The organism is Polaromonas sp. P4_F6, assembly GCF_056401275.1.
Genome location: NZ_JBFUJQ010000002.1, coordinates 212,698 through 229,399, shown reverse-complemented (window position 1 = coordinate 229,399; position 16,702 = coordinate 212,698). Strand labels below are relative to the sequence as shown.

18 protein-coding genes are annotated in these 16,702 nt (G+C 62.5%); 6 read left to right on the top strand and 12 right to left on the bottom strand.

Annotated elements, in window-relative coordinates:
- Positions 1-37 precede the first annotated feature (37 nt).
- The 6 genes from AC1DUN_RS06970 to AC1DUN_RS06945 form a co-directional block, all read right to left on the bottom strand.
- The gene (locus AC1DUN_RS06970) at positions 38-1,018 is read right to left on the bottom strand and encodes an AraC family transcriptional regulator (RefSeq protein ID WP_477713329.1); all 981 of its coding nucleotides are present in this window, start codon (positions 1,016-1,018) and stop codon (positions 38-40) included.
- A 5-nt stretch (positions 1,019-1,023) separates the two neighbouring features.
- A complete protein-coding gene (locus AC1DUN_RS06965) occupies positions 1,024-2,343 on the bottom strand; it encodes a type II toxin-antitoxin system HipA family toxin (RefSeq protein ID WP_477713328.1) in 1,320 nt (439 codons plus the stop codon).
- 52 nt (positions 2,344-2,395) lie between these two features.
- Complete coding sequence (locus AC1DUN_RS06960) at positions 2,396-2,686, bottom strand: helix-turn-helix domain-containing protein (RefSeq protein ID WP_007873948.1); 291 nt, start codon at positions 2,684-2,686, stop codon at positions 2,396-2,398.
- 142 nt (positions 2,687-2,828) lie between these two features.
- Complete coding sequence (locus AC1DUN_RS06955) at positions 2,829-3,251, bottom strand: PaaI family thioesterase (RefSeq protein WP_477713327.1); 423 nt, start codon at positions 3,249-3,251, stop codon at positions 2,829-2,831.
- A complete protein-coding gene (locus AC1DUN_RS06950; protein ID WP_477713326.1) occupies positions 3,241-3,771 on the bottom strand; it encodes an SRPBCC family protein in 531 nt (176 codons plus the stop codon). Before AC1DUN_RS06950 ends, AC1DUN_RS06955 begins: the two co-directional genes overlap by 11 nt.
- Before the next feature lie 38 nt (positions 3,772-3,809).
- Positions 3,810-4,418 (bottom strand): TetR/AcrR family transcriptional regulator, encoded by a 609-nt coding sequence (locus AC1DUN_RS06945; protein ID WP_477713325.1) that lies wholly within the window; start codon positions 4,416-4,418, stop codon positions 3,810-3,812.
- 120 nt (positions 4,419-4,538) lie between these two features.
- Between AC1DUN_RS06945 and AC1DUN_RS06940 the strand changes: the two genes are divergently transcribed.
- From AC1DUN_RS06940 to AC1DUN_RS06930, 3 genes are all read left to right on the top strand, one after another.
- Positions 4,539-5,729, top strand: a complete 1,191-nt coding sequence (locus tag AC1DUN_RS06940; RefSeq protein WP_477713717.1) for an aminotransferase-like domain-containing protein — start codon at positions 4,539-4,541, stop codon at positions 5,727-5,729.
- Between the two features lie 91 nt (positions 5,730-5,820).
- Positions 5,821-6,297: a hypothetical protein gene (locus AC1DUN_RS06935; protein WP_477713324.1), complete on the top strand. Its 477-nt coding sequence runs from the start codon at positions 5,821-5,823 to the stop codon at positions 6,295-6,297.
- 58 nt (positions 6,298-6,355) lie between these two features.
- A complete protein-coding gene (locus AC1DUN_RS06930; protein ID WP_477713323.1) occupies positions 6,356-7,150 on the top strand; it encodes a tetratricopeptide repeat protein in 795 nt (264 codons plus the stop codon).
- A 35-nt stretch (positions 7,151-7,185) separates the two neighbouring features.
- Here AC1DUN_RS06930 and AC1DUN_RS06925 read toward each other — a convergent pair whose 3' ends face one another.
- Entirely contained in the window at positions 7,186-7,632 is a 447-nt protein-coding gene (locus AC1DUN_RS06925; protein WP_477713322.1) for an SRPBCC family protein, read from the bottom strand.
- A 134-nt stretch (positions 7,633-7,766) separates the two neighbouring features.
- Positions 7,767-8,123 carry a VOC family protein gene (locus AC1DUN_RS06920; protein WP_477713321.1) on the bottom strand — a complete coding sequence of 119 codons (357 nt, stop codon included), beginning with the start codon at positions 8,121-8,123 and terminating at the stop codon, positions 7,767-7,769.
- 155 nt (positions 8,124-8,278) lie between these two features.
- Between AC1DUN_RS06920 and AC1DUN_RS06915 the strand changes: the two genes are divergently transcribed.
- The 3 genes from AC1DUN_RS06915 to AC1DUN_RS06905 all read left to right on the top strand — a co-directional run bounded on the left by AC1DUN_RS06915 (position 8,279) and on the right by AC1DUN_RS06905 (position 12,974).
- Positions 8,279-9,550: an MFS transporter gene (locus AC1DUN_RS06915; protein WP_477713320.1), complete on the top strand. Its 1,272-nt coding sequence runs from the start codon at positions 8,279-8,281 to the stop codon at positions 9,548-9,550.
- A gap of 1 nt (position 9,551) precedes the next feature.
- On the top strand, positions 9,552-10,502 hold the full coding sequence (locus tag AC1DUN_RS06910) for a hypothetical protein (RefSeq protein ID WP_477713319.1): 951 nt from the start codon (positions 9,552-9,554) through the stop codon (positions 10,500-10,502).
- 369 nt (positions 10,503-10,871) lie between these two features.
- Entirely contained in the window at positions 10,872-12,974 is a 2,103-nt protein-coding gene (locus AC1DUN_RS06905; RefSeq protein ID WP_477713318.1) for a glycosyl hydrolase family 28-related protein, read from the top strand.
- Positions 12,975-13,298: 324 nt separating this feature from the next.
- Here the strand turns inward: AC1DUN_RS06905 and AC1DUN_RS06900 are convergent, their stop codons facing one another.
- The 4 genes from AC1DUN_RS06900 to AC1DUN_RS06885 form a co-directional block, all read right to left on the bottom strand.
- A complete protein-coding gene (locus tag AC1DUN_RS06900) occupies positions 13,299-13,733 on the bottom strand; it encodes a hypothetical protein (RefSeq protein WP_477713317.1) in 435 nt (144 codons plus the stop codon).
- Between the two features lie 43 nt (positions 13,734-13,776).
- Positions 13,777-14,757, bottom strand: coding sequence for an OmpA family protein (locus AC1DUN_RS06895; RefSeq protein ID WP_477713316.1), 981 nt, complete (start codon positions 14,755-14,757; stop codon positions 13,777-13,779).
- Complete coding sequence (locus AC1DUN_RS06890; RefSeq protein ID WP_477713315.1) at positions 14,754-15,503, bottom strand: hypothetical protein; 750 nt, start codon at positions 15,501-15,503, stop codon at positions 14,754-14,756. Before AC1DUN_RS06890 ends, AC1DUN_RS06895 begins: the two co-directional genes overlap by 4 nt.
- A gap of 396 nt (positions 15,504-15,899) precedes the next feature.
- Positions 15,900-16,664 (bottom strand): SDR family NAD(P)-dependent oxidoreductase, encoded by a 765-nt coding sequence (locus AC1DUN_RS06885; protein ID WP_477713314.1) that lies wholly within the window; start codon positions 16,662-16,664, stop codon positions 15,900-15,902.
- Between the last annotated feature and the right edge of the window lie 38 nt (positions 16,665-16,702).

Sequence of the window (16,702 nt, the reverse complement as noted above, 5' to 3'; positions counted from 1 at the left end):
TTTGCGGGAGTATGGCACGCGCCGCCAGGCAATAGCGCTACAGGGCTCTGACGGGCACGCACAGCCAGCAGCTGAAGTTTCCTGTTTTCGGGTCCATCACAAAGTCTTCGTCATACAGTTCCAGCGCCGGGTTGTTGTCCGGCTGGTAGCCGCTTTGCGGCAGCCACTCGGCGAACATGTGCGTCCAGGCTTCGTGCACCTCGTTGCCCGGCTTGCCGGTGAAGCGGCCGCAGGCATAGCGCCCGCCGCCAAAGTTTTGCACGCCTATTTCGCCCTGCGGCTTGAAGGTCTCATCGACCTCGATACAGGCGTCGTAGCGGCATTTTTCGGCTGGCGTGATCTCGGGATTGTCCTGGCTGATGCCGTACATCTTGGGGCGCGGAGTCATGTAGCCGTTCTGGCCGCACCAGGCCACAAAGCGTTGCCACAGCTGTGCCACGCCGTCGCCGTAAGGCCCGGTGTTGCGCAGATAGGCCAGGCGCATGGGGGGAAGGGTTTTGAGTTCAATGTGCATGGCAAGGGTTCTTTCGGATGAAGGGACCGGCCCGGCGGGCCAGAGGGTTCTATCTTTAAACAACGCCATGATGGATTCTTGATTCGGCTTGTGATTGCCTTGATGAATCTTGCTAAGTTCAATCTGCCGGTGCGTCGCCCACTCGCGCCAGCCCCCACGCCGCCACGCTGTGGGCGTCGTGCCGAAGTGGGTGCGAAAGGCACGGCTGAAGACCTCCGCTGAAGCAAAGCCCGTGTCGAGCGCTATCTGCAGCGCGGTCTGCGGCGTAAAAATCAGGCGCTGGGCGGCGGCCTCCAGCCGCAGGCGGCGCACGCAGTCGGCCAGGGTTTCGCCCGTCACCGCCTGGAACACGCGATGGAAATGCCAGGGCGAAAAATACGCCACACCGGCCAACGCCTGAAGGTCCAGCGTGCCCGCCAGGTTGGCGCTGATGTGGTCCACCACCCGGTTGATGCGGGCGATGTAGGTGCTACGGGCCGCGGGGTTGGAAAGAAGCTCTGTCATGGATGTCAGTTCAGTTCAGCCACGAATTTTTCGGCCTGCGCCAGCATGCCTTCGCGTATGGCCGTGAATACGGGCATGGGGAAATCCGGTGGCAACTGCGCCGCCACGCGCTCCAGCGCGTCGGGCACCTGCAGCACCAGCGCCACCATCTGGTCGAAGGCGCCCGGCACGCCGCTTTGCCGCGCCAGCGCTTCCCAGTGGCGGGTGCGGATCTCGTGCAGGTGATAGTGTGTATTCTTGTTGCGCAAGGCCATGGCCAGTTTGGCGCGGCGCGGGCTGACCTGGTTGGGCCCGCTGCCGATGATGGGCCAGGCCGACAGCACGTCGTACAGCGGTGTCATGCGAAAGCCGCCGCCGCGCTCCAGGAAGATGGAGAAGTTTTTGGCATGGCCGTCGGTGGCCCCCATGATCCAGAAAGCCAGCTGGACCTGCGCGAAATGCAGTGCGTCCGCGCGTGCATTGCTGCCACCGCCCAGCAAGTCCAGGCCCGCGCGTATGCCGGGGCCGCCATCGCTTTCATACTTGAGGTCGCCGGGCGTCCCGGTGGCCTGGCAGAAATCCTCTTGCGGCAACCTCGCAATCCATGCGCCGCCGTCCATCCAACGCCTGTCGAAGCGCTCCACGATCAGCACTTTTCGATCGCCGAAGCGGCCCATCTGTGTGGGCGCGACCTCAAACCCCAGTTCCCCCAGCAGGGTGGCGCAGAGCCATTCGTTTTCCACTGAGTCCGTCATGTCGGCGCGCATATTGCCCACCAGGCCCAAGGGCAGTTTGAAGATGTGCGTGGTCGGCGTAGAGCCCGAAGGCAGGTGCCAACGCTGGCCTATGCGCAGCAGCGCGGTTTTTTCCTGGGCACCGGCAATGGAAATCCTGAAATCGTCCGCGAGCGAGGCGCCTTCCGCGTCATCGCCTGTCACCTCGCCCAGCAGCGCCTCCACCTGGCTGTCGCTCAGCGGCGTGCTGTCGATGCGGTCGTGCGGCGGTGGTTGCAGACCTTGCGGCATTAGCTGCAGCGCGCCCACGCAGTCCCGGCCCACGGCGGCCAGCAGGTCGGCCGCGCGAATGGAAGAGGTCCCAAAGCGCCGCCGCAGCCGTTCGCGAATGCGGCCGCTGTCGGGCAGCAGGTTGTCGAAGTAATGCTCGACCTTGGCGCCCATCACGTCGCCGCCGCCGGCCGGCATGGGAAGCGAGACCGACAGCGGGCGCGCCTGGGGCGAGCGCAGCCAGCTCTCGTCGTAGCGAAAGCCCGGGGTGCCGGTGCGCGTCCAGAACCACAGGCCCACGTGCTGGCCGTTCATCCACACATCAAGATCGGCGAATGCCATGGGCCACCTTTTGAAACTGCCTCGTCATGATTTTCTCAAGCGTTTTCCCCGGCTACCAATCGGCCGTGGGGCTGTTCGCGGTGGGGGCGGGTGGTGCGTCGGTCTCGGCATAGCGCCGCAAGTCTGCCAGCAGCACTCGCGCATCCAGCGCGTGCAACACCTGAAGCAACTGGTCGAGGCTTACCGCGCCGGGGTTTTTTTCAATATCGGCCATGCGGACTTGTTTGACGCCTATGCGCTGACCCAACGCGGTCTGCGTCAGCCCGCGTGCTTTTCGCAGCGATTTCAAATGCACTGACAGCTGTGCTGATGTCTGAACAGGAAAGGTTTGAAGTGTGCTCATTAATACCACCTTTGAGTGATATTTGCACAATATCGTTTTTATACAATATTGTCAATATATCGTTCAAAGGCGATCAAATGGCCCGGCTTGTGCTGTCCCGCCGGCACCGCGTTTTGCGAGGCCTGGAGCCTGTTAACAGTCCCTAGGCCGCTTTACGAATCGTGCCCTGCGCCGCGGCGCACAGCGTGCGCTCCCCACCGCGCAGCACAAAGATGTCGCAGCGGCACACGGCCTGCGTCTTGCCGCTGCCCACCACCGTGGCCACGGCCAGCAGGCGTTCGGCATCCCTGGCCGGCCGCAGGTAGTTGATCTTGAACTCGGCCGTTACCGAATCGCCCAGCACCGAACCGCCCGCGAAGGTGAGCGCGTTGTCCGCTAAATAAGACAGCACACCACCGTGCACAAAGCCATGCTGCTGCAGCAGGCCGGACACCACCGGCACCGACAGTTCCGCGCTGCCGGGCGTAAAGGCGTCGAGCCTCGCATCCAGCAGTGCGCTGAAAGGCTGCCGGCTCAATACCTCGCGGCCGAAGCGCAGCAGCTCATCCGGTTGCTCAGCGGGCATGCCGGCTCCCCGCAAAAGGCGGTGCCGGCCGCCGGCGGCGGCCCGAGGCCAGCCAGCGCAGCAGCCGTACACCCGCCGTCCGCGCTACAGGCCGGGGCTCAATGCCCAGCGAGACCTGGGTCTGCGACAGCACGTCCTCCACGCACACGTCGTGCAGCGGCCTTATGACCAACAGCCAGTAGAGCAGGGCAGCGCCGCGCGTTCGCATCTCGATGCGATGCTCGAGCACGCAATGCGCGGGCGTAGCGTCCAATACCTCAAAGCCGTGCCAGCCATCAAACCCCTTGGGCCTGGTGAACCGGAAACGCACCGACTGGCCCGGTGTGTAGGCCTCCACCGTATAGCGTATCGGGCCATGGCCGCCGATGGCGCCTACGGCCAGCGGCCTGTCGAACTTCATGCGCGGCCAGTCCCACCCCGGCCATAGCGCATCCGCCGGAGAACCCAGCGAGTCAATCAGCGTACCCACGCGTTCGGGGCTCGCATGCAGCAGGCGTTGATGAACGTTCACGACTTTCATATAGACACTCCTTGTTGAATTTCTCTTGGGTAGTCGGCTCAGGCCGCCACGGCCATCCAGGCGCCGTGCTCCAGCGCGGCCCGCAGCTTGGGCGCGACAGCCGGCTCAGGCTGGCTGACCCAGCGCTGCGTCAGCGACATGGACGGCGAAAACACCAGCGCCATCCACACATGAAAAGGCATGGCCCGTATCTCGCCGGCTTCAATGCGCTGCTCCATCCACAGCTTCAGCGCGGCAAGGGCGTGCTCATTGGCCGTGCTGGTCTCGGCGCCGTCCGTCATGTCGCCGCCGCGCCGCAGCGTGTGCAGCAGCCGCGCCTGGTCCGGGTGCTGCAGCACCCACTGGATATAGGCGCGCACCAGGCCCTTGACGCCGGCCTGGGCCGAGGCCTTGCCGGCAATCGGCTGCATCAGCGCCGTGTGGAAGTCGCGCAGCATGTGGGCATACAGCGCATCGGCCAGCAGCGCTTTGGTCGGGAAGTGGTGGTAGAGGCTGCCGTTGCTCGCGCCGGCCTCCTGGCGCACCATGTCCATGGAGGCGGCCGTGAAGCCCTGGGCCAGGAACACCTTGGTCRCAGCCTCGAGCAGGCGATCTCGGGTAGAGGGTGGAGTGGACGGCGTGGAGGAGGGGGTAGCGCTGGCATCCATGACTAGAGTATCACTCTAGACTAATACTCTGTCAACCACCCCTTGGCCCGCCTTGCCGCGGGCAGGCCATGCACAAATTGGCGACAATGCAGGCCAGAAAGCGAGAAACCGAACATGCCCCTGCACTTTGCCGACCGCCTCAACAACGTTGAAACCTCCGCCATCCGCGAACTCTTCAAGCTGCTGGGCAAGCCCGGCATCGTCAGTTTTGCCGGCGGCTTTCCCGACCCCGCCATGTTCGATGTGGCCGGCATCCAGGAAGCCAGCAACAAGGCCCTTACCGAAGAACCCGGCGGCGCGCTGCAATACGGCGCCACCGAAGGCTACGGCCCGCTGCGCGAACAGCTCAGCGCCTTCATGGCTACCAAGGGCGCCAAGGATGTCGCGCCCGAAAACCTCATCGTCACCACCGGCAGCCAGCAGGCGCTCGATCTGCTCGGCAAGACCATGATCTCGCCCGGCGACAAGGTCATCGTCGAAGGCCCGACCTTCCTCGCCACCATCCAGTGCTTTCGCCTCTACGGCGCCGAACTCATCAGCGCGCCGATTGACGCCCACGGCGTCAAGACCGACGAGCTCGAAAAACTCATTGCCCAGCACAAGCCCAAGTTTGTCTACCTGATCCCCACCTTCGGCAACCCCAGCGGCGCGCTGCTGAGCCTGGAGCGCCGCAAACAGGTGCTGGAAATGGCCGTCAAGCACCAGACCCTGGTCGTCGAGGACGACCCCTACGGCGACCTCTACTTCGGCGAAGCGCCGCCGCCCTCGCTGCTGGCGCTCAGCCCCAGCGTGCCCGGCAGCCGCGAGCTGCTCGCGCATTGCGGCTCCCTCAGCAAGGTGCTGAGCCCTGGCCTGCGCGTGGGCTGGATGGTCGCTCCCGCCGAGCTGCTGGCCAAGGCCACCATGTGCAAGCAGTTCAGTGACGCCCACACCAGCACCTTCGCCCAGGCCACCGCCGCCCAATACCTCAAGGCCGGCCGCATGCCCGACACCCTCAAGCGCGTGCGCAAGGTGTATGGCGAGCGCGCCACCGCCATGGGCAATGCCTTGAAACGTGAACTCGGCGACGCGATTGAATTCACCCAGCCGCAAGGCGGTTTGTTCTTCTGGGCCCGCCTCACGGGCGGGGGCGGCAAAAGCAAGGACGCCGGCGAGTTCGCCAAAAAGGCCATCGAACAACTCGTGGCCTTTGTGCCCGGCGCGCCTTTCTACGCGGCCAACCCCGACCTGGCCACGCTGCGCCTGAGCTTTGCCACGGCCGATGTGGCTAAGATTGAAGAGGGCGTGGCAAGGCTGGGCAAGGCGCTGTAAGCCGCCCGGCCGGCTTGCCGTTTATGCTGCCTTGGCCGTTACCGACGGCCTCGCGCGATGGATTCATCAAAAAAAAGAGAAGAGGGAGCTTATGAGTGAACACCTGACGGAGCCCGTGCCGCCGCACGGCGGGATGGATGCGGATGCCTACCCCGCGCCGCCCCAAATGCACTGGGCCCTGGTGCTGCTTTTTACGCTGCTCACGCTGGGCATCTTCATGATTGTCTGGATCTTCATCCAATCCACATGGGTGCGAAAAATCAACCCGACATCCCATGTGACCAGCCAATTTATCGCGTATGTCCTGCTTGCCGTGGTGAGCCAGGTATTTGTCGAGGGCTCCGACAACCTCAAGGCGGTGGGCCTGCTGCTGACGCTGGCGTCCTATGTGGTCTTTTACTTCGGCGCGTATTCCATGCGCAGGTCCATGCTGAACCACTACAACAGCGTTGAGCCCATGCAGCTCAGGCTTTCAGCGGCGATGACTTTCCTCTTCAGCACCTTTTACCTGCAGTACCACATGACCCGGATTGCGCGGTGGAAAGTCGCGTCGAAGTTGGCCATCTAGCGCAGTCAGGGGACGGCTACAGCTTCTAAAGAACCCTTAACAACCCTGGAGTCTGGCAATGCGCAAAACCTCACGACAACAAACCGCATGGCTGGCAGCAACCGCGCTGGCGTTCTCGGTCTTTGCCGTGTGTCCCGCCTTCAGCCAGACGGCCGCCCCGGCCGCACCCCCGCAAGCAGCCGCGGCGCCCAACCCCGAAGATGCCGCGCTGGGCCAGCAACTGATGGCCGCCGCCCAGCTGCTGCAACTCCGCCAGCCCGAGCGCGCGATCACCGAGCACCTCGACAAAATCATCGCTGCCTATGAGCTGCGCTACCAGGGCCAGGCATCCAGGCCCTACACAGGCCGCTCGCAGATGGAGGGCCTGATGTACCTCCTGGAAGCGGCGGCGTCCAAACAAGAGCCCAAACAGGGCGCCATCATCGTGCCGCAGACCTGGTCCGATGCCTGGTACCTCAAGGCCTACGCGCTGATAGAGCTCAGGCGCGCGGCCGAAGCGCGCAGCGCGCTCGAAGCAGCCCTGGCCCTGGCACCGCGCAACTCCCAGTACCTGGGCGAGCTGGGCACCTGGTACCTGGGCCAACGCAACTGGCCCCAGGCCCTGAAGATTTTTGAACAGGCCGAAGCCGCCGCCAAGGAGTTTTCCCCGCCCGAGGTGAAGAACAAGGAGCTGTCCCGCGCCTGGCGCGGCATCGCTTATGTGTATGTCGAGCAAGGCCGCTGGGACGATGCCGAAAAGGTCTACCTCCAGTGCCTGGAACTCGACAAGAACGACAGGCGTGCCCAGAACGAACTTAATTACGTGCGTACCCAGCGGCCCACACAGCGTGCGCCGGCCGCCGCCACGCCCTGATGCTGGCTTGATGACCAGCCACAGTGTTGGGGCCCTTACTCGTTGATCTCCACCTCCACCAGCTTGCCCAGCAGCACCAGCGACTGCTGCCAGCCCACATAACACTGGTCCGCGGGGATCACCGCGGGAATACCTTCCTGCACCACCTGCATTTCCACGCCGGCCGAGACTTTGGCCAGCGCGATGGTGGTGGTCATCTCGCCTGGTAGGTTGGGGTCGTCGAACTTGGCGGTGTAGCGCAGGCGCTCGCCGGGCTTGAGCTCCAGGTACCTGCCGCCGAAGGAGTGGCTGTGGCCGTTTGTGTGGTTGGTGAATGACATCTTGTAGCTGCCGCCGACCTTGGCGTCCATTTCGTGGACGGTGCCGGTAAAACCGTTGGGCGGCAGCCATTTGCTCATGGCGGCGGGGCTGAGGAAGGCGCGGTACACCCGGTCAGGGGTGGATTGCAGAACCCGGTGAAGCTTGACGGTATTGGTAGTCATGGCGTGTTTCCTTGGTTAATGACAGAGACAAAAGAGAGAAGGCGGGGACGGCCCTCTACCTGTACGACGAACGGCCCGTGGCGGAATCGACATGGTGTTTGAAAAATCTTGAATATTTTCTGTCCGGTCCCGCTTCATTCCCGGGACCAAACCGCAAGCTCATACCCATCCGTGTCCAGGAAATGAAAGCGCCGCCCGCCGGGGAAGGCAAAAATCTCCAGCTTGATGGTGCCGCCCGCAGCCAGCACGCTGTCGCGCGCGGCCTCCAGCTTGTCGGCATACAAAATCACCAGCGGCCCGCCCACGGGCGAAGGCGCTGCCTGCGTCGTGAAGCCGCCTTTCATCGCCCCGTCTGAGAACTCGGTGTACTGCGGGCCGTAGTCGGTAAACGTCCAGCCAAACGCCTTGCCGTAAAAGGCTTTGGCTTTGGCGATGTCGCTGACGTTCAGCTCCACATAATTGATGCGGCAGTTCTCGGGTGTGGCGGGCATGGTGTCTCCAGGGGTTGGTTCTCAATCGACCTGCCATTTTGCACAGGGGGCAGGGTGCCATGCCCCTTGCCCATACGTTTCGCGGGTGTTTGCCTACAATCCGATACAGCGTGGGTGTGTCGCCCGCGGCACCTGATTCGGGCCTGTTCACCTTCATGACTTCCGCCGCCGCGCACAGCGCCACCCGTTCCGCCTCTTCGCCGATATCCTCCGCCACCCGCCGCTCCATCCTGCTGCTGTCCTGCGCCACTTTCTCGAGCATGGTGGCGCAGCGCATTTGCGACGCCATGTTGCCTGAGCTGTCGCGCGTGTTTGCCGTCAGCCTGGCGCAGGCGGCGCAAGTGGTGTCGGTGTTTGCCGTAACTTACGGCATCTCGCAGCTTTTCTATGGCCCGCTGGGCGACAGGCTGGGCAAGTTTCGCATCGTGACCTTTGCCGCGCTGGGCTGCAGCGTGGGCAGCGCGGTCGCCGTGTTCGCGGGCAGCCTGGACATGCTGCTGCTGGCCCGCATCATGATGGCCCTGGGTGCCGCCGCGCTGATTCCGCTGGCCATGGCCTGGATAGGCGACACCGTGCCGGCCCACGAGCTGCAGGAAATGCTCACGCGCACCGGCCTGGGCAGCACCCTGGGCATCGTCTGCGGCCAGCTGCTGGGCGGGCTGCTGACTGATGCGCTCGGCTGGCGCTGGGCGTTTGCGTTTTTGGTGCTGCTGTTTGGTGCTGTCGGCTCGCTGCTATGGGGCGATTTGCGCCGGCAGCAGGCGCTGCCAAAAGCTGTGGCCGAGGCAGAGGCGACTCCTGCACACGGAGCCCCTGGAGCACCCGCGGCGCGCCCGCATTTCTTGAAGCAGGCTTTGCTCATCGCCAGCCGCCCCTGGCCCCGCACCATCCTGCTGCTGGCGGTGATTGAAGGCGCCATGGGTTTTGGGGTGCTGGCCATGTGGGCTTCGCACCTGCACCATGCCCTGGGCTTGTCGCTCTCGGCCGCAGGCGCCATCGTCGCGCTCTTTGGCCTGGGCGGCGTCGGCTATATGGCCGCGGGCCGCGCGCTGATCCCGCGCCTGGGCCAGCACGGCCTGGTGTTGCTGGGCGGTGGGCTGCTCGGCATCAGCGCGCTGGCCATCGCCTACATCCCGCACTGGGGCCCGGCCATCCCGGCCAGCCTGGTCGGCGGCTTTGGCTTCTTTATGTTCCACAACGTCATGCAGGCCAACGCCACGCAAATGGTGCCCGAGGCGCGCGGCACGGCGGTTTCGCTGTTTGCGTCTTTTTTATTCCTGGGCCAGTCCCTGGGCGTGGTGCTGGCCGCCGCTTTGATAGGCCGCATCGGCAGCAGCGCCGTGGTGGCGCTGGGGGGAGGGGTGATGGCGGTGGAGGGGGCTTATTTTGCTTGGGTGTTGAGGCGGCGTTCGCGGGGCGCACCCTAAAATGCCTCAGACACTGGCCAAAGCTAATCCCGGCCACGAATTTCCACCAAAAGGGGTCCATGTGAGCGTACTAGGCAAACTCTTCAGCAAAAAGACAGCACTGGACCAGGCGGCGCCGGCGCAAAGCCTCCGGCGTATCTGCGGGCATCAAATCGTCTATGACGACGCCACACGCGCAAGCAGAGACCCAGGATTCGAACCACTGGAAAACGCCAACAGCGAACAACCCGGCTGGTTTGAGTATTGGCCTATCCGCACTTACCTGCACACCACACCGCTGGATGAATCCGCCCTGTACGGGTTTGTCTCGCCCGGATTCTTCGAGAAGACTAGGCTGTCGGCGACCGAGGTGCATCGGTTCATCCAGTCATCCGAAGATGTCGACGTGTACTCGTTTTCTCCGTTCCCCTGTAACCGCGCGACATTCCTGAATATCTTCGAGCACATGGAGTTCTATTTCGGTGGCATTCGGGGTCATGCGGCTGATTTTTTTGCCCAGTTCGACCCGCCCGTTGATTTGGTCCAGATGGTGAACCCTTCGGGAAATCTCATCTTCGCTAACTTCTTCTTCGCAAAACCAAAATTCTGGCGCGAATGGCTGCGAATCTGCGACAAGCTTCATGAGGATACCAAGGATGGTCAGCATTACCTGAATTCGAAATGCAACTACGGCAGGGAGGACGGTCTTGTCAAAATTGTTGAGGCCAAAGTTTTTGTCATGGAGTGCGTCGCGTCCTATTTGCTGGGGAGTTCGAGCCGGTTTTCCAGTACCAGTTATCCCCCGCGTCTCTTGCCGGTGGGGCGTGGGTTCCCTCCGCTGCGCTTTGAAATTGGTTTGCTGGACGAATTGAAATGCCAATACCTGAAAACTGGCGATTCGAAGTTTCTGGAGCAATACCGGCTTGAGCAGAGGCGTGTCATCGCCACGGTCTGGCCGGGCCATGAATTCTGAAATCTGCCGCCCCCCTCAGTTTCTCCTCTGCTTTTAAACCGTGGTGGCGCTGGGGGGAGGGGTGATGGCGGTGGAGGGCATCTACTTTGCCTGGGCCCTGAGGCAAAGGGAGCGCGGGGCTTTAAACCCGCACAGGTCTTTGTAGCGCCGCAAACCCTGTCTTGAAGCTGTTTGCCCGGTAGAGAGCGCAAGGTCGGTACTGGTCGCTACCTCGGGCACTGGAAAATCAGACAGGAAGTCCGCATAATGAACCGCAGCATGGGATGCGGACAACAGGGCGGTTAGCCCTCGGGCCGGCATGTCCAATGCTTCCACCTGAAGTTGTTCGGAATTTCGGCACCAATTCCGTTTCATTTTGGGGGAATGATCATGAGGCTCTCAAAAGCAATAGCTTGGCTATTTATTGTGTTGCCCATCTCTATCTGGATAGGTGTAAGCGATGGAGGTGGTGCATGGGCTTCCCGGGCTGGTGACTTGGTGGTAGAGCCAGATTCCGGAAATCTGCAAGTTTCCAAATTGTGGGGATCGGCTGGAGAGCTTTGGGTCAAGGAAGGTCGCTTGCCTGACGTGTCATATGCAGGTTTCCAGGGGGGCGCGATCCCTTTGCCGACCTCCAGGGATTTTCCAGATCTCAAGAATGTCAAAGATTTTGGGGCGGTCGGAGACGGAGTTGCCGACGACACCTTGGCTTTTGAACGAGCGATAGATGCGGTCAAGGCGATAACGGCCGCGCCCAGGCGGCGCGGTGCCGTGTACATCCCCCCCGGCCGGTACGCCCTTACAAGCTCACTAACCATTGATACGAGCCGCATCATGTTGCGAGGAGCAGGTTCGGATAAAACAAGTTTGTGCCATTGTTTGCTGCCCGCGCCGGGCCCGGACCCACTGGTATCAGGCGAACCCAAGGAATTTATCTCCATCAGGGGCACGGATGTTCCCCTCACCGCGGCAAACAAGATTGCCGATGTGACGGCTTTCGCTCCTCAGGGAAGCAACTTCCTGGAGTTGAGTTCGATCACCGGTGTCAAGGCTGGTGATCGGCTGCGACTGGTGATCAAGCCGCCCCCTGTCATACCTGATACACGCCCGGCCACAGGAGGCAACAACTCAAATTACAGGCTGGCCATGGAACTGGCGCCTGTTCAAGAGCCGCACTTGTGGGGCGATACGATTCACCCCTGGACCCTTCCCGTGGACTGGGTCTTTGACGTCAAATCGGTCATGGGCCAAAAGGTGTATTTCGAACAGCCCTTGCAAATCAATGTGAAAACGGAGTGGAAGCCGCAGATTTACCGCCATGCCCCGACGGTGGATGAAGTGGGCATCGAAGGCCTGAGCCTGGAGTTCAGCGGCGTGGCGAAGAAACCCCACTACCGGGAAGTGGCTTACACCGGAATAAATATCAATACCGCCACCAATGTGTGGGGGCAGGACCTGGTGATAAAGGATTTTGACGAGGGCATTCGGAACGCAACTGTGCGGTTTGCCAGCTTCGAAAATATCGTTTTCACTCGCAGCAAAAGGAAAAGCAAGGAAGTTACAACAGACGAGTTGAAAGATAAGGATTCGAATTACCAAACGATCAAGGAGCGCAATGGTTTTTGTCACGCGGGTTTTCGATTGAGCGGAGCCAATGGCCAAGGCGGAACGCAAAATCTTTTATTGCGCAACTTTGAGTTTAAGGACATCTATTGTGTGCATGACATCTCGATAGACCAGTTTTCCAATGGGAATGCCATTGCCAATGGCCGTGGTGTCATGATGAATTTTGACCACCATAGAAAGTGGCCTTACAGAAATGTGTTTACCGATATCGACGTCGGCAACGGTTCAACTATTTACCATTCCAGTGGCGGCAGGGGAAGTGACAAGACGACGCCGCCCTATGACGACGGCTTGGGAGGCCCTCATGCCGGACGCAATGCCACCTTCTGGAACATCAGGGGGGAAAGGGGCACTTTTTCCGCGCCTCCGAGGGTGACCCGCGGAACGCCTGGGGGAAGCCCGGAATTTCCCTATATCAACCTGATTGGCGTGGGCCATGACTACCAGGAAAGCACCGACCCAAGGGGCAATCAGTGGGTTGAGAACCTGCCTCGTTTGTCCCAGCCCAATCTTTACAGCGCGCAGCTGGCGCGTCGACTGTCGTCTGCCGGCAAATTAATTGCCACCTATCCTGGAAAGTTGTGGAATCAGGGGGTTATCACTGTCAATAACCCTGATTCGAAAAAAAAGGTGCTTCTTATCAAGTATTCCAACAGCGGTGGAATTCAGGCGCCTGTGCCATTTTTTGCGAGCGGCGAGAACGGCGAGGAGTGGATTGCCAACTTTAATTTCCCAATGACTGCCCAGGACCAATGGGAAACGCAAATCTATGCAGTCACATTGCCGGCAGGTCATGTGCGGTTGGAGCTGCGGAATTTACCCGCGGCTATACGTTTGGGCTCCATGAGCCTGTTAAGCACAAATTAGCCGGCAGACTTGTTTGGAATTTTTCCGGTGGTTGTTGAGCAGACCCGGGATCTCTGCCTCTCAAACGCTCATCATGGATGACAGCCTTCAAGAAAATTCGCAATTTCTGACCCCTCGCCCCTCACCCCGTCCTGATCACCGTCACAAACTCCGTCCCACTCTCAGGCAACCACACCTCCCCAGGCCGCCCCAGAATCTTCCGCAACACGGCATTGGCGCGGGGCTGGGGTATCACTTCAAACTTCTCGCTGGCCGGATCAAAACGCAGCATCGCGTTGTTACTCCTTCGGGAGCGTTGTCAGAGGCGAATATCTGACATCTCAATCAAAGCCCAACACTCCGTGAGGCAAACTCCACAACTGCCGGGTCACGAAGAAAAATGGCCTGCGCCAACTCGCGCGCCTGGGCGCTGACGGAATATTGTTGAGCCTCAGCAGCCGAATATTTGTTGCCGAGTTCGGCGCCCCAGACGGCGTCGGAATCCACCAGGACCAACTCGGGGACCGACTGGGAAAAAGAGGCATGAAATGCAATGATGTGCCGGTTTTGCCATGTGGTGCCCGTACCCCATTCACCCACCGTGATTTGCAGGTCAAGCCCGCGCTGCCGGTCGCCTTCAAACCAGCGGGCGAGGTAGGTGGCCAGTGGAGCGCCCGCACTGTAGATGTCGCCGTGCGCAACGCACACGGGCTCCGTGCAGCCTTCAAAGTCCTCGTAGATGTCGCTGCCCAGTTCGGTGAATGTCAGGTCTTCAGTCATAGGTCCAAGACTATCACCGCCGGCCCGTCCGGCCCGTCCGGGTCTATTGCTCCACCAGTTCGACCCGCCGGTTTTTCACACGACCGGCTTCGGCGCTGTTGCTGGCCACCGGCGCGAAGCTGCCCAAGCCGCGCGCGGTCATGCGCTTGGGGTCCACCTGGTGCTCCTGCACGAGTGCGGCGACCACGGCGTCGGCGCGCTGCTGGGACAGGGCCAGGTTGGCGGGTACGCCGCCCTGGTTGTCGGTGTGGCCGACGATGTGCACCTTCAGCGCGGGGTGTGCCTTCAGCAGCTTGGCCATCTCGGCCAGTTGCGGCCTGGACTCGGGCTTGAGGATTGCCTTGCCGGTGTCGAAGTAGATGCCGTACAGCGCCACCTTGCCGTCGGCGCCCAGGGCTTTTTGCAGTGCGTCGCCGTTGACGACAACCTTGTCGCCTTCCATGGCGGCAGGCTCGACGACGAGCTGCACAACGGCCGGTGCGCCCCAGATGGAATTGGGCTCGGCAACGAATACCAGGATATAGCTGTCCTGCCCGTTGCGGCTGGCCTTGGCGCTGAGGAAGCGCACGTCGCGGTCTATGGAGCCCGCGGGGTCCACGCCCTTGGCCTGCCATTTGCGCGGCGAGACAACTTCATTGGCAAAGCGCTCCTTGATGCCGGATTTGTCGCAGGCGCTCATTTCGCAGCTGTACAGCACGGTGAAGCCGGGCTTGGCCAGCGCGACCTGGTAGTTGCGGAAGACCTCCAGTGCGCTGCGCTCCTTGGGTGCGATGTAGAAGTAGGCGTTGACGCGGCCTTCGACCACGGGCGACTTGTCGGGCGCTTGCTGCGCCGTGGGCACCTTGACGGCGGCGAAGCCCTCCTGGGCGGCGTTCTGCAGCACGGCGCCGGCATAGCGCGACACCAGAGGGTGGTCGCTTGCGCCGCGCCACTCGGTCGGGGCCTTCTGCGCCTGCGCGATGGGGGCCGATGCCAATGCGGCCGCCAGTGCGGCGATGCCGGCGAATCGGGTGAACGCGATCATGGGCGGGCCCCGCAGGCGCCGGCGATGCGCGTCCAGCGCTCGGTCAGGCGCGTGGTCGTTGTCATAGCGCCACCGCCGCCCTGGGCCGCCTTCAGCGCGGCCAATTGTTCGCGTGCCGCGGCGGCTTCCTGCGGCGGGCCCTTGCGAATGGTTTCCTCGATCTGCGCATAGACGGGGGCCATGGCCGACGCCGTGTCCTGGGCGGTGGGCAGGGCGGCCAGTTCGGCTTTGGCGCGTGCGGCCTCGGCGGGCGACATGCCGCGTTGCGCCAGGGCCAGTGCGGCGGCGGGATCATTGCCGCCCGCGCCTGCTGAACTGGTGAAAGTCATCTGCCTCTCCCAGGTCTGCGGGGCGAGCTGCTTCCATTGCTCCTGCATGCGGCCCGCCTTGCATTCGGCCTGAAGCGTGGCGCCGCCGCTGGAGGGCCACCAGCGCGCATCGCAGCGGCCTGGAAGATTGGCCGGCGCTGCGGCCGGCGAAGGCACGCACCAGGTCACCGGGCCATTGCCGGCATAGGTCTGCTGGCTGCCCGGGTTGCCGGGCGGCCCGGCGTGCGCTGTGACGGTGCGGCGCCCGGTGGCGCCGTCCCAGCGCTCGATGCGCTCCGTGGCGGTGGGCCCGCTGCCGCTGCGTACGCTGGCTTCGCCATCAATGCGGTATTCGCCAGGGGGCGGCGCCGCGTGGGCAAGCGACGCGCCCAGCGCAGAAAAGAACAGCAGGGCCAGGGAGGCCGTGGGTGCCTTCATCGTTTGCGGTCTCGCGTGAAAAAGATGCGGCCGAGTCTAGCAAGAAGGTGTGCGATTTTTTTGCGGCTAAAAGTACTCTCGCGTAAGTGTTTGTCAGCGTGCGAGCTGCCTGGGCGGCCTGGTCGGTATGTGAGTACATGAACGCTTCAGCAGGCTCACCCCGTCCTGATCACCGTCACAAACTCCGTCCCCCTCCCAGGCAACCACACCTCGCCGGGCCGGCCCAGAATCTGCCGCACCGCGGCATTGGCGCGGGGCAGGGGATCACGTCAAACTTCTGGCTGCCCGGGTCAAAACGCAGTATGGCGTTGTTGCTCCACTCCGAAGCCCGGACGATGTCCTTGCTGTCGATGTGGAGCCCATAAGCATGCGGGTCTGCGGTAGCAACGAGCCTCCTCAAATCCCCTGGCCCCCGGATACCTCAATCCGCTGCGCATTCACCCAACGGTTGTCTTCGGTCAACAAGCTCGCGATCATGGGGCCTATGTCGTCGGGCAAGCCGGCGCGGCCCAGAGCCGTGATGCCGGCGAAGATTTTGTTGATCTCGGGGTTGTCGCGCACGGCGCCGCCGCCGAAGTCGGTTTCTATTGCGCCCGGCGCCACCGTGTTGACGGCGATGCCGCGTGCGCCCAGTTCCTTGGCCATGTAGCGGGTCAGCACTTCTACTGCGCCCTTGACCGCCGCGTAGGCGGCGTAGCCGGGGTAGGAGGTTCTGGTCAGGCCTGAGGACAGGTTGACGACGCGGCCGCCGTCGGCAATCAGGGGCAGCAGGGTTTGGGTCAGAAAGTAGACGCCCTTGAAGTGCACGTTGACGAGGCCGTCGAATTGCGCTTCGGTCGTGTCGCCTATCAGGGCGTAGTCACCGTGGCCGGCGTTGTTGACGAGGTGGTCGAAGGTGCCCCGCTGCCAGCTGCCCTGCAGCGCGGAACGCAAGCGGTCGGCGAAGGGCGCGAAGGTGGCGACCTTGCCGGTATCCAACTGCAGGGCCACAGCCTTGCGGCCCATGGCCTGGATTTCGGCGACAACGGCTTGTGCGTCTTCGGCCCGGCTCTGGTAAGTGAGGACGAGGTCGCCGCCGCGGCGGGCGATGCTGAGGGCGGTGTTGCGGCCCAGGCCGCGGCTGGCGCCGGTGATCAGGGTGATTGGGGTGATGTTGCTCATGATCGGGTTTCTTGTCTGCAGGCTTGGTGAATGAGGAT

What these genes read in the sequence shown, in the direction of transcription:
- AC1DUN_RS06935 (WP_477713324.1), top strand. Translation starts at nt 5,821, where the DNA reads ATGAGTGAACACCTGACGGAGCCCGTGCCGCCGCACGGCGGGATGGAT.
- AC1DUN_RS06915 (WP_477713320.1), top strand. Translation starts at nt 8,279, where the DNA reads ATGACTTCCGCCGCCGCGCACAGCGCCACCCGTTCCGCCTCTTCGCCG.
- AC1DUN_RS06960 (WP_007873948.1), bottom strand. Translation starts at nt 2,686, where the DNA reads ATGAGCACACTTCAAACCTTTCCTGTTCAGACATCAGCACAGCTGTCA.
- AC1DUN_RS06910 (WP_477713319.1), top strand. Translation starts at nt 9,552, where the DNA reads ATGCCTCAGACACTGGCCAAAGCTAATCCCGGCCACGAATTTCCACCA.
- AC1DUN_RS06890 (WP_477713315.1), bottom strand. Translation starts at nt 15,503, where the DNA reads ATGAAGGCACCCACGGCCTCCCTGGCCCTGCTGTTCTTTTCTGCGCTG.
- AC1DUN_RS06925 (WP_477713322.1), bottom strand. Translation starts at nt 7,632, where the DNA reads ATGACTACCAATACCGTCAAGCTTCACCGGGTTCTGCAATCCACCCCT.
- AC1DUN_RS06905 (WP_477713318.1), top strand. Translation starts at nt 10,872, where the DNA reads ATGAGGCTCTCAAAAGCAATAGCTTGGCTATTTATTGTGTTGCCCATC.
- AC1DUN_RS06895 (WP_477713316.1), bottom strand. Translation starts at nt 14,757, where the DNA reads ATGATCGCGTTCACCCGATTCGCCGGCATCGCCGCACTGGCGGCCGCA.
- AC1DUN_RS06900 (WP_477713317.1), bottom strand. Translation starts at nt 13,733, where the DNA reads ATGACTGAAGACCTGACATTCACCGAACTGGGCAGCGACATCTACGAG.
- AC1DUN_RS06950 (WP_477713326.1), bottom strand. Translation starts at nt 3,771, where the DNA reads ATGAAAGTCGTGAACGTTCATCAACGCCTGCTGCATGCGAGCCCCGAA.
- AC1DUN_RS06930 (WP_477713323.1), top strand. Translation starts at nt 6,356, where the DNA reads ATGCGCAAAACCTCACGACAACAAACCGCATGGCTGGCAGCAACCGCG.
- AC1DUN_RS06970 (WP_477713329.1), bottom strand. Translation starts at nt 1,018, where the DNA reads ATGACAGAGCTTCTTTCCAACCCCGCGGCCCGTAGCACCTACATCGCC.
- AC1DUN_RS06965 (WP_477713328.1), bottom strand. Translation starts at nt 2,343, where the DNA reads ATGGCATTCGCCGATCTTGATGTGTGGATGAACGGCCAGCACGTGGGC.
- AC1DUN_RS06885 (WP_477713314.1), bottom strand. Translation starts at nt 16,664, where the DNA reads ATGAGCAACATCACCCCAATCACCCTGATCACCGGCGCCAGCCGCGGC.
- AC1DUN_RS06920 (WP_477713321.1), bottom strand. Translation starts at nt 8,123, where the DNA reads ATGCCCGCCACACCCGAGAACTGCCGCATCAATTATGTGGAGCTGAAC.
- AC1DUN_RS06955 (WP_477713327.1), bottom strand. Translation starts at nt 3,251, where the DNA reads ATGCCCGCTGAGCAACCGGATGAGCTGCTGCGCTTCGGCCGCGAGGTA.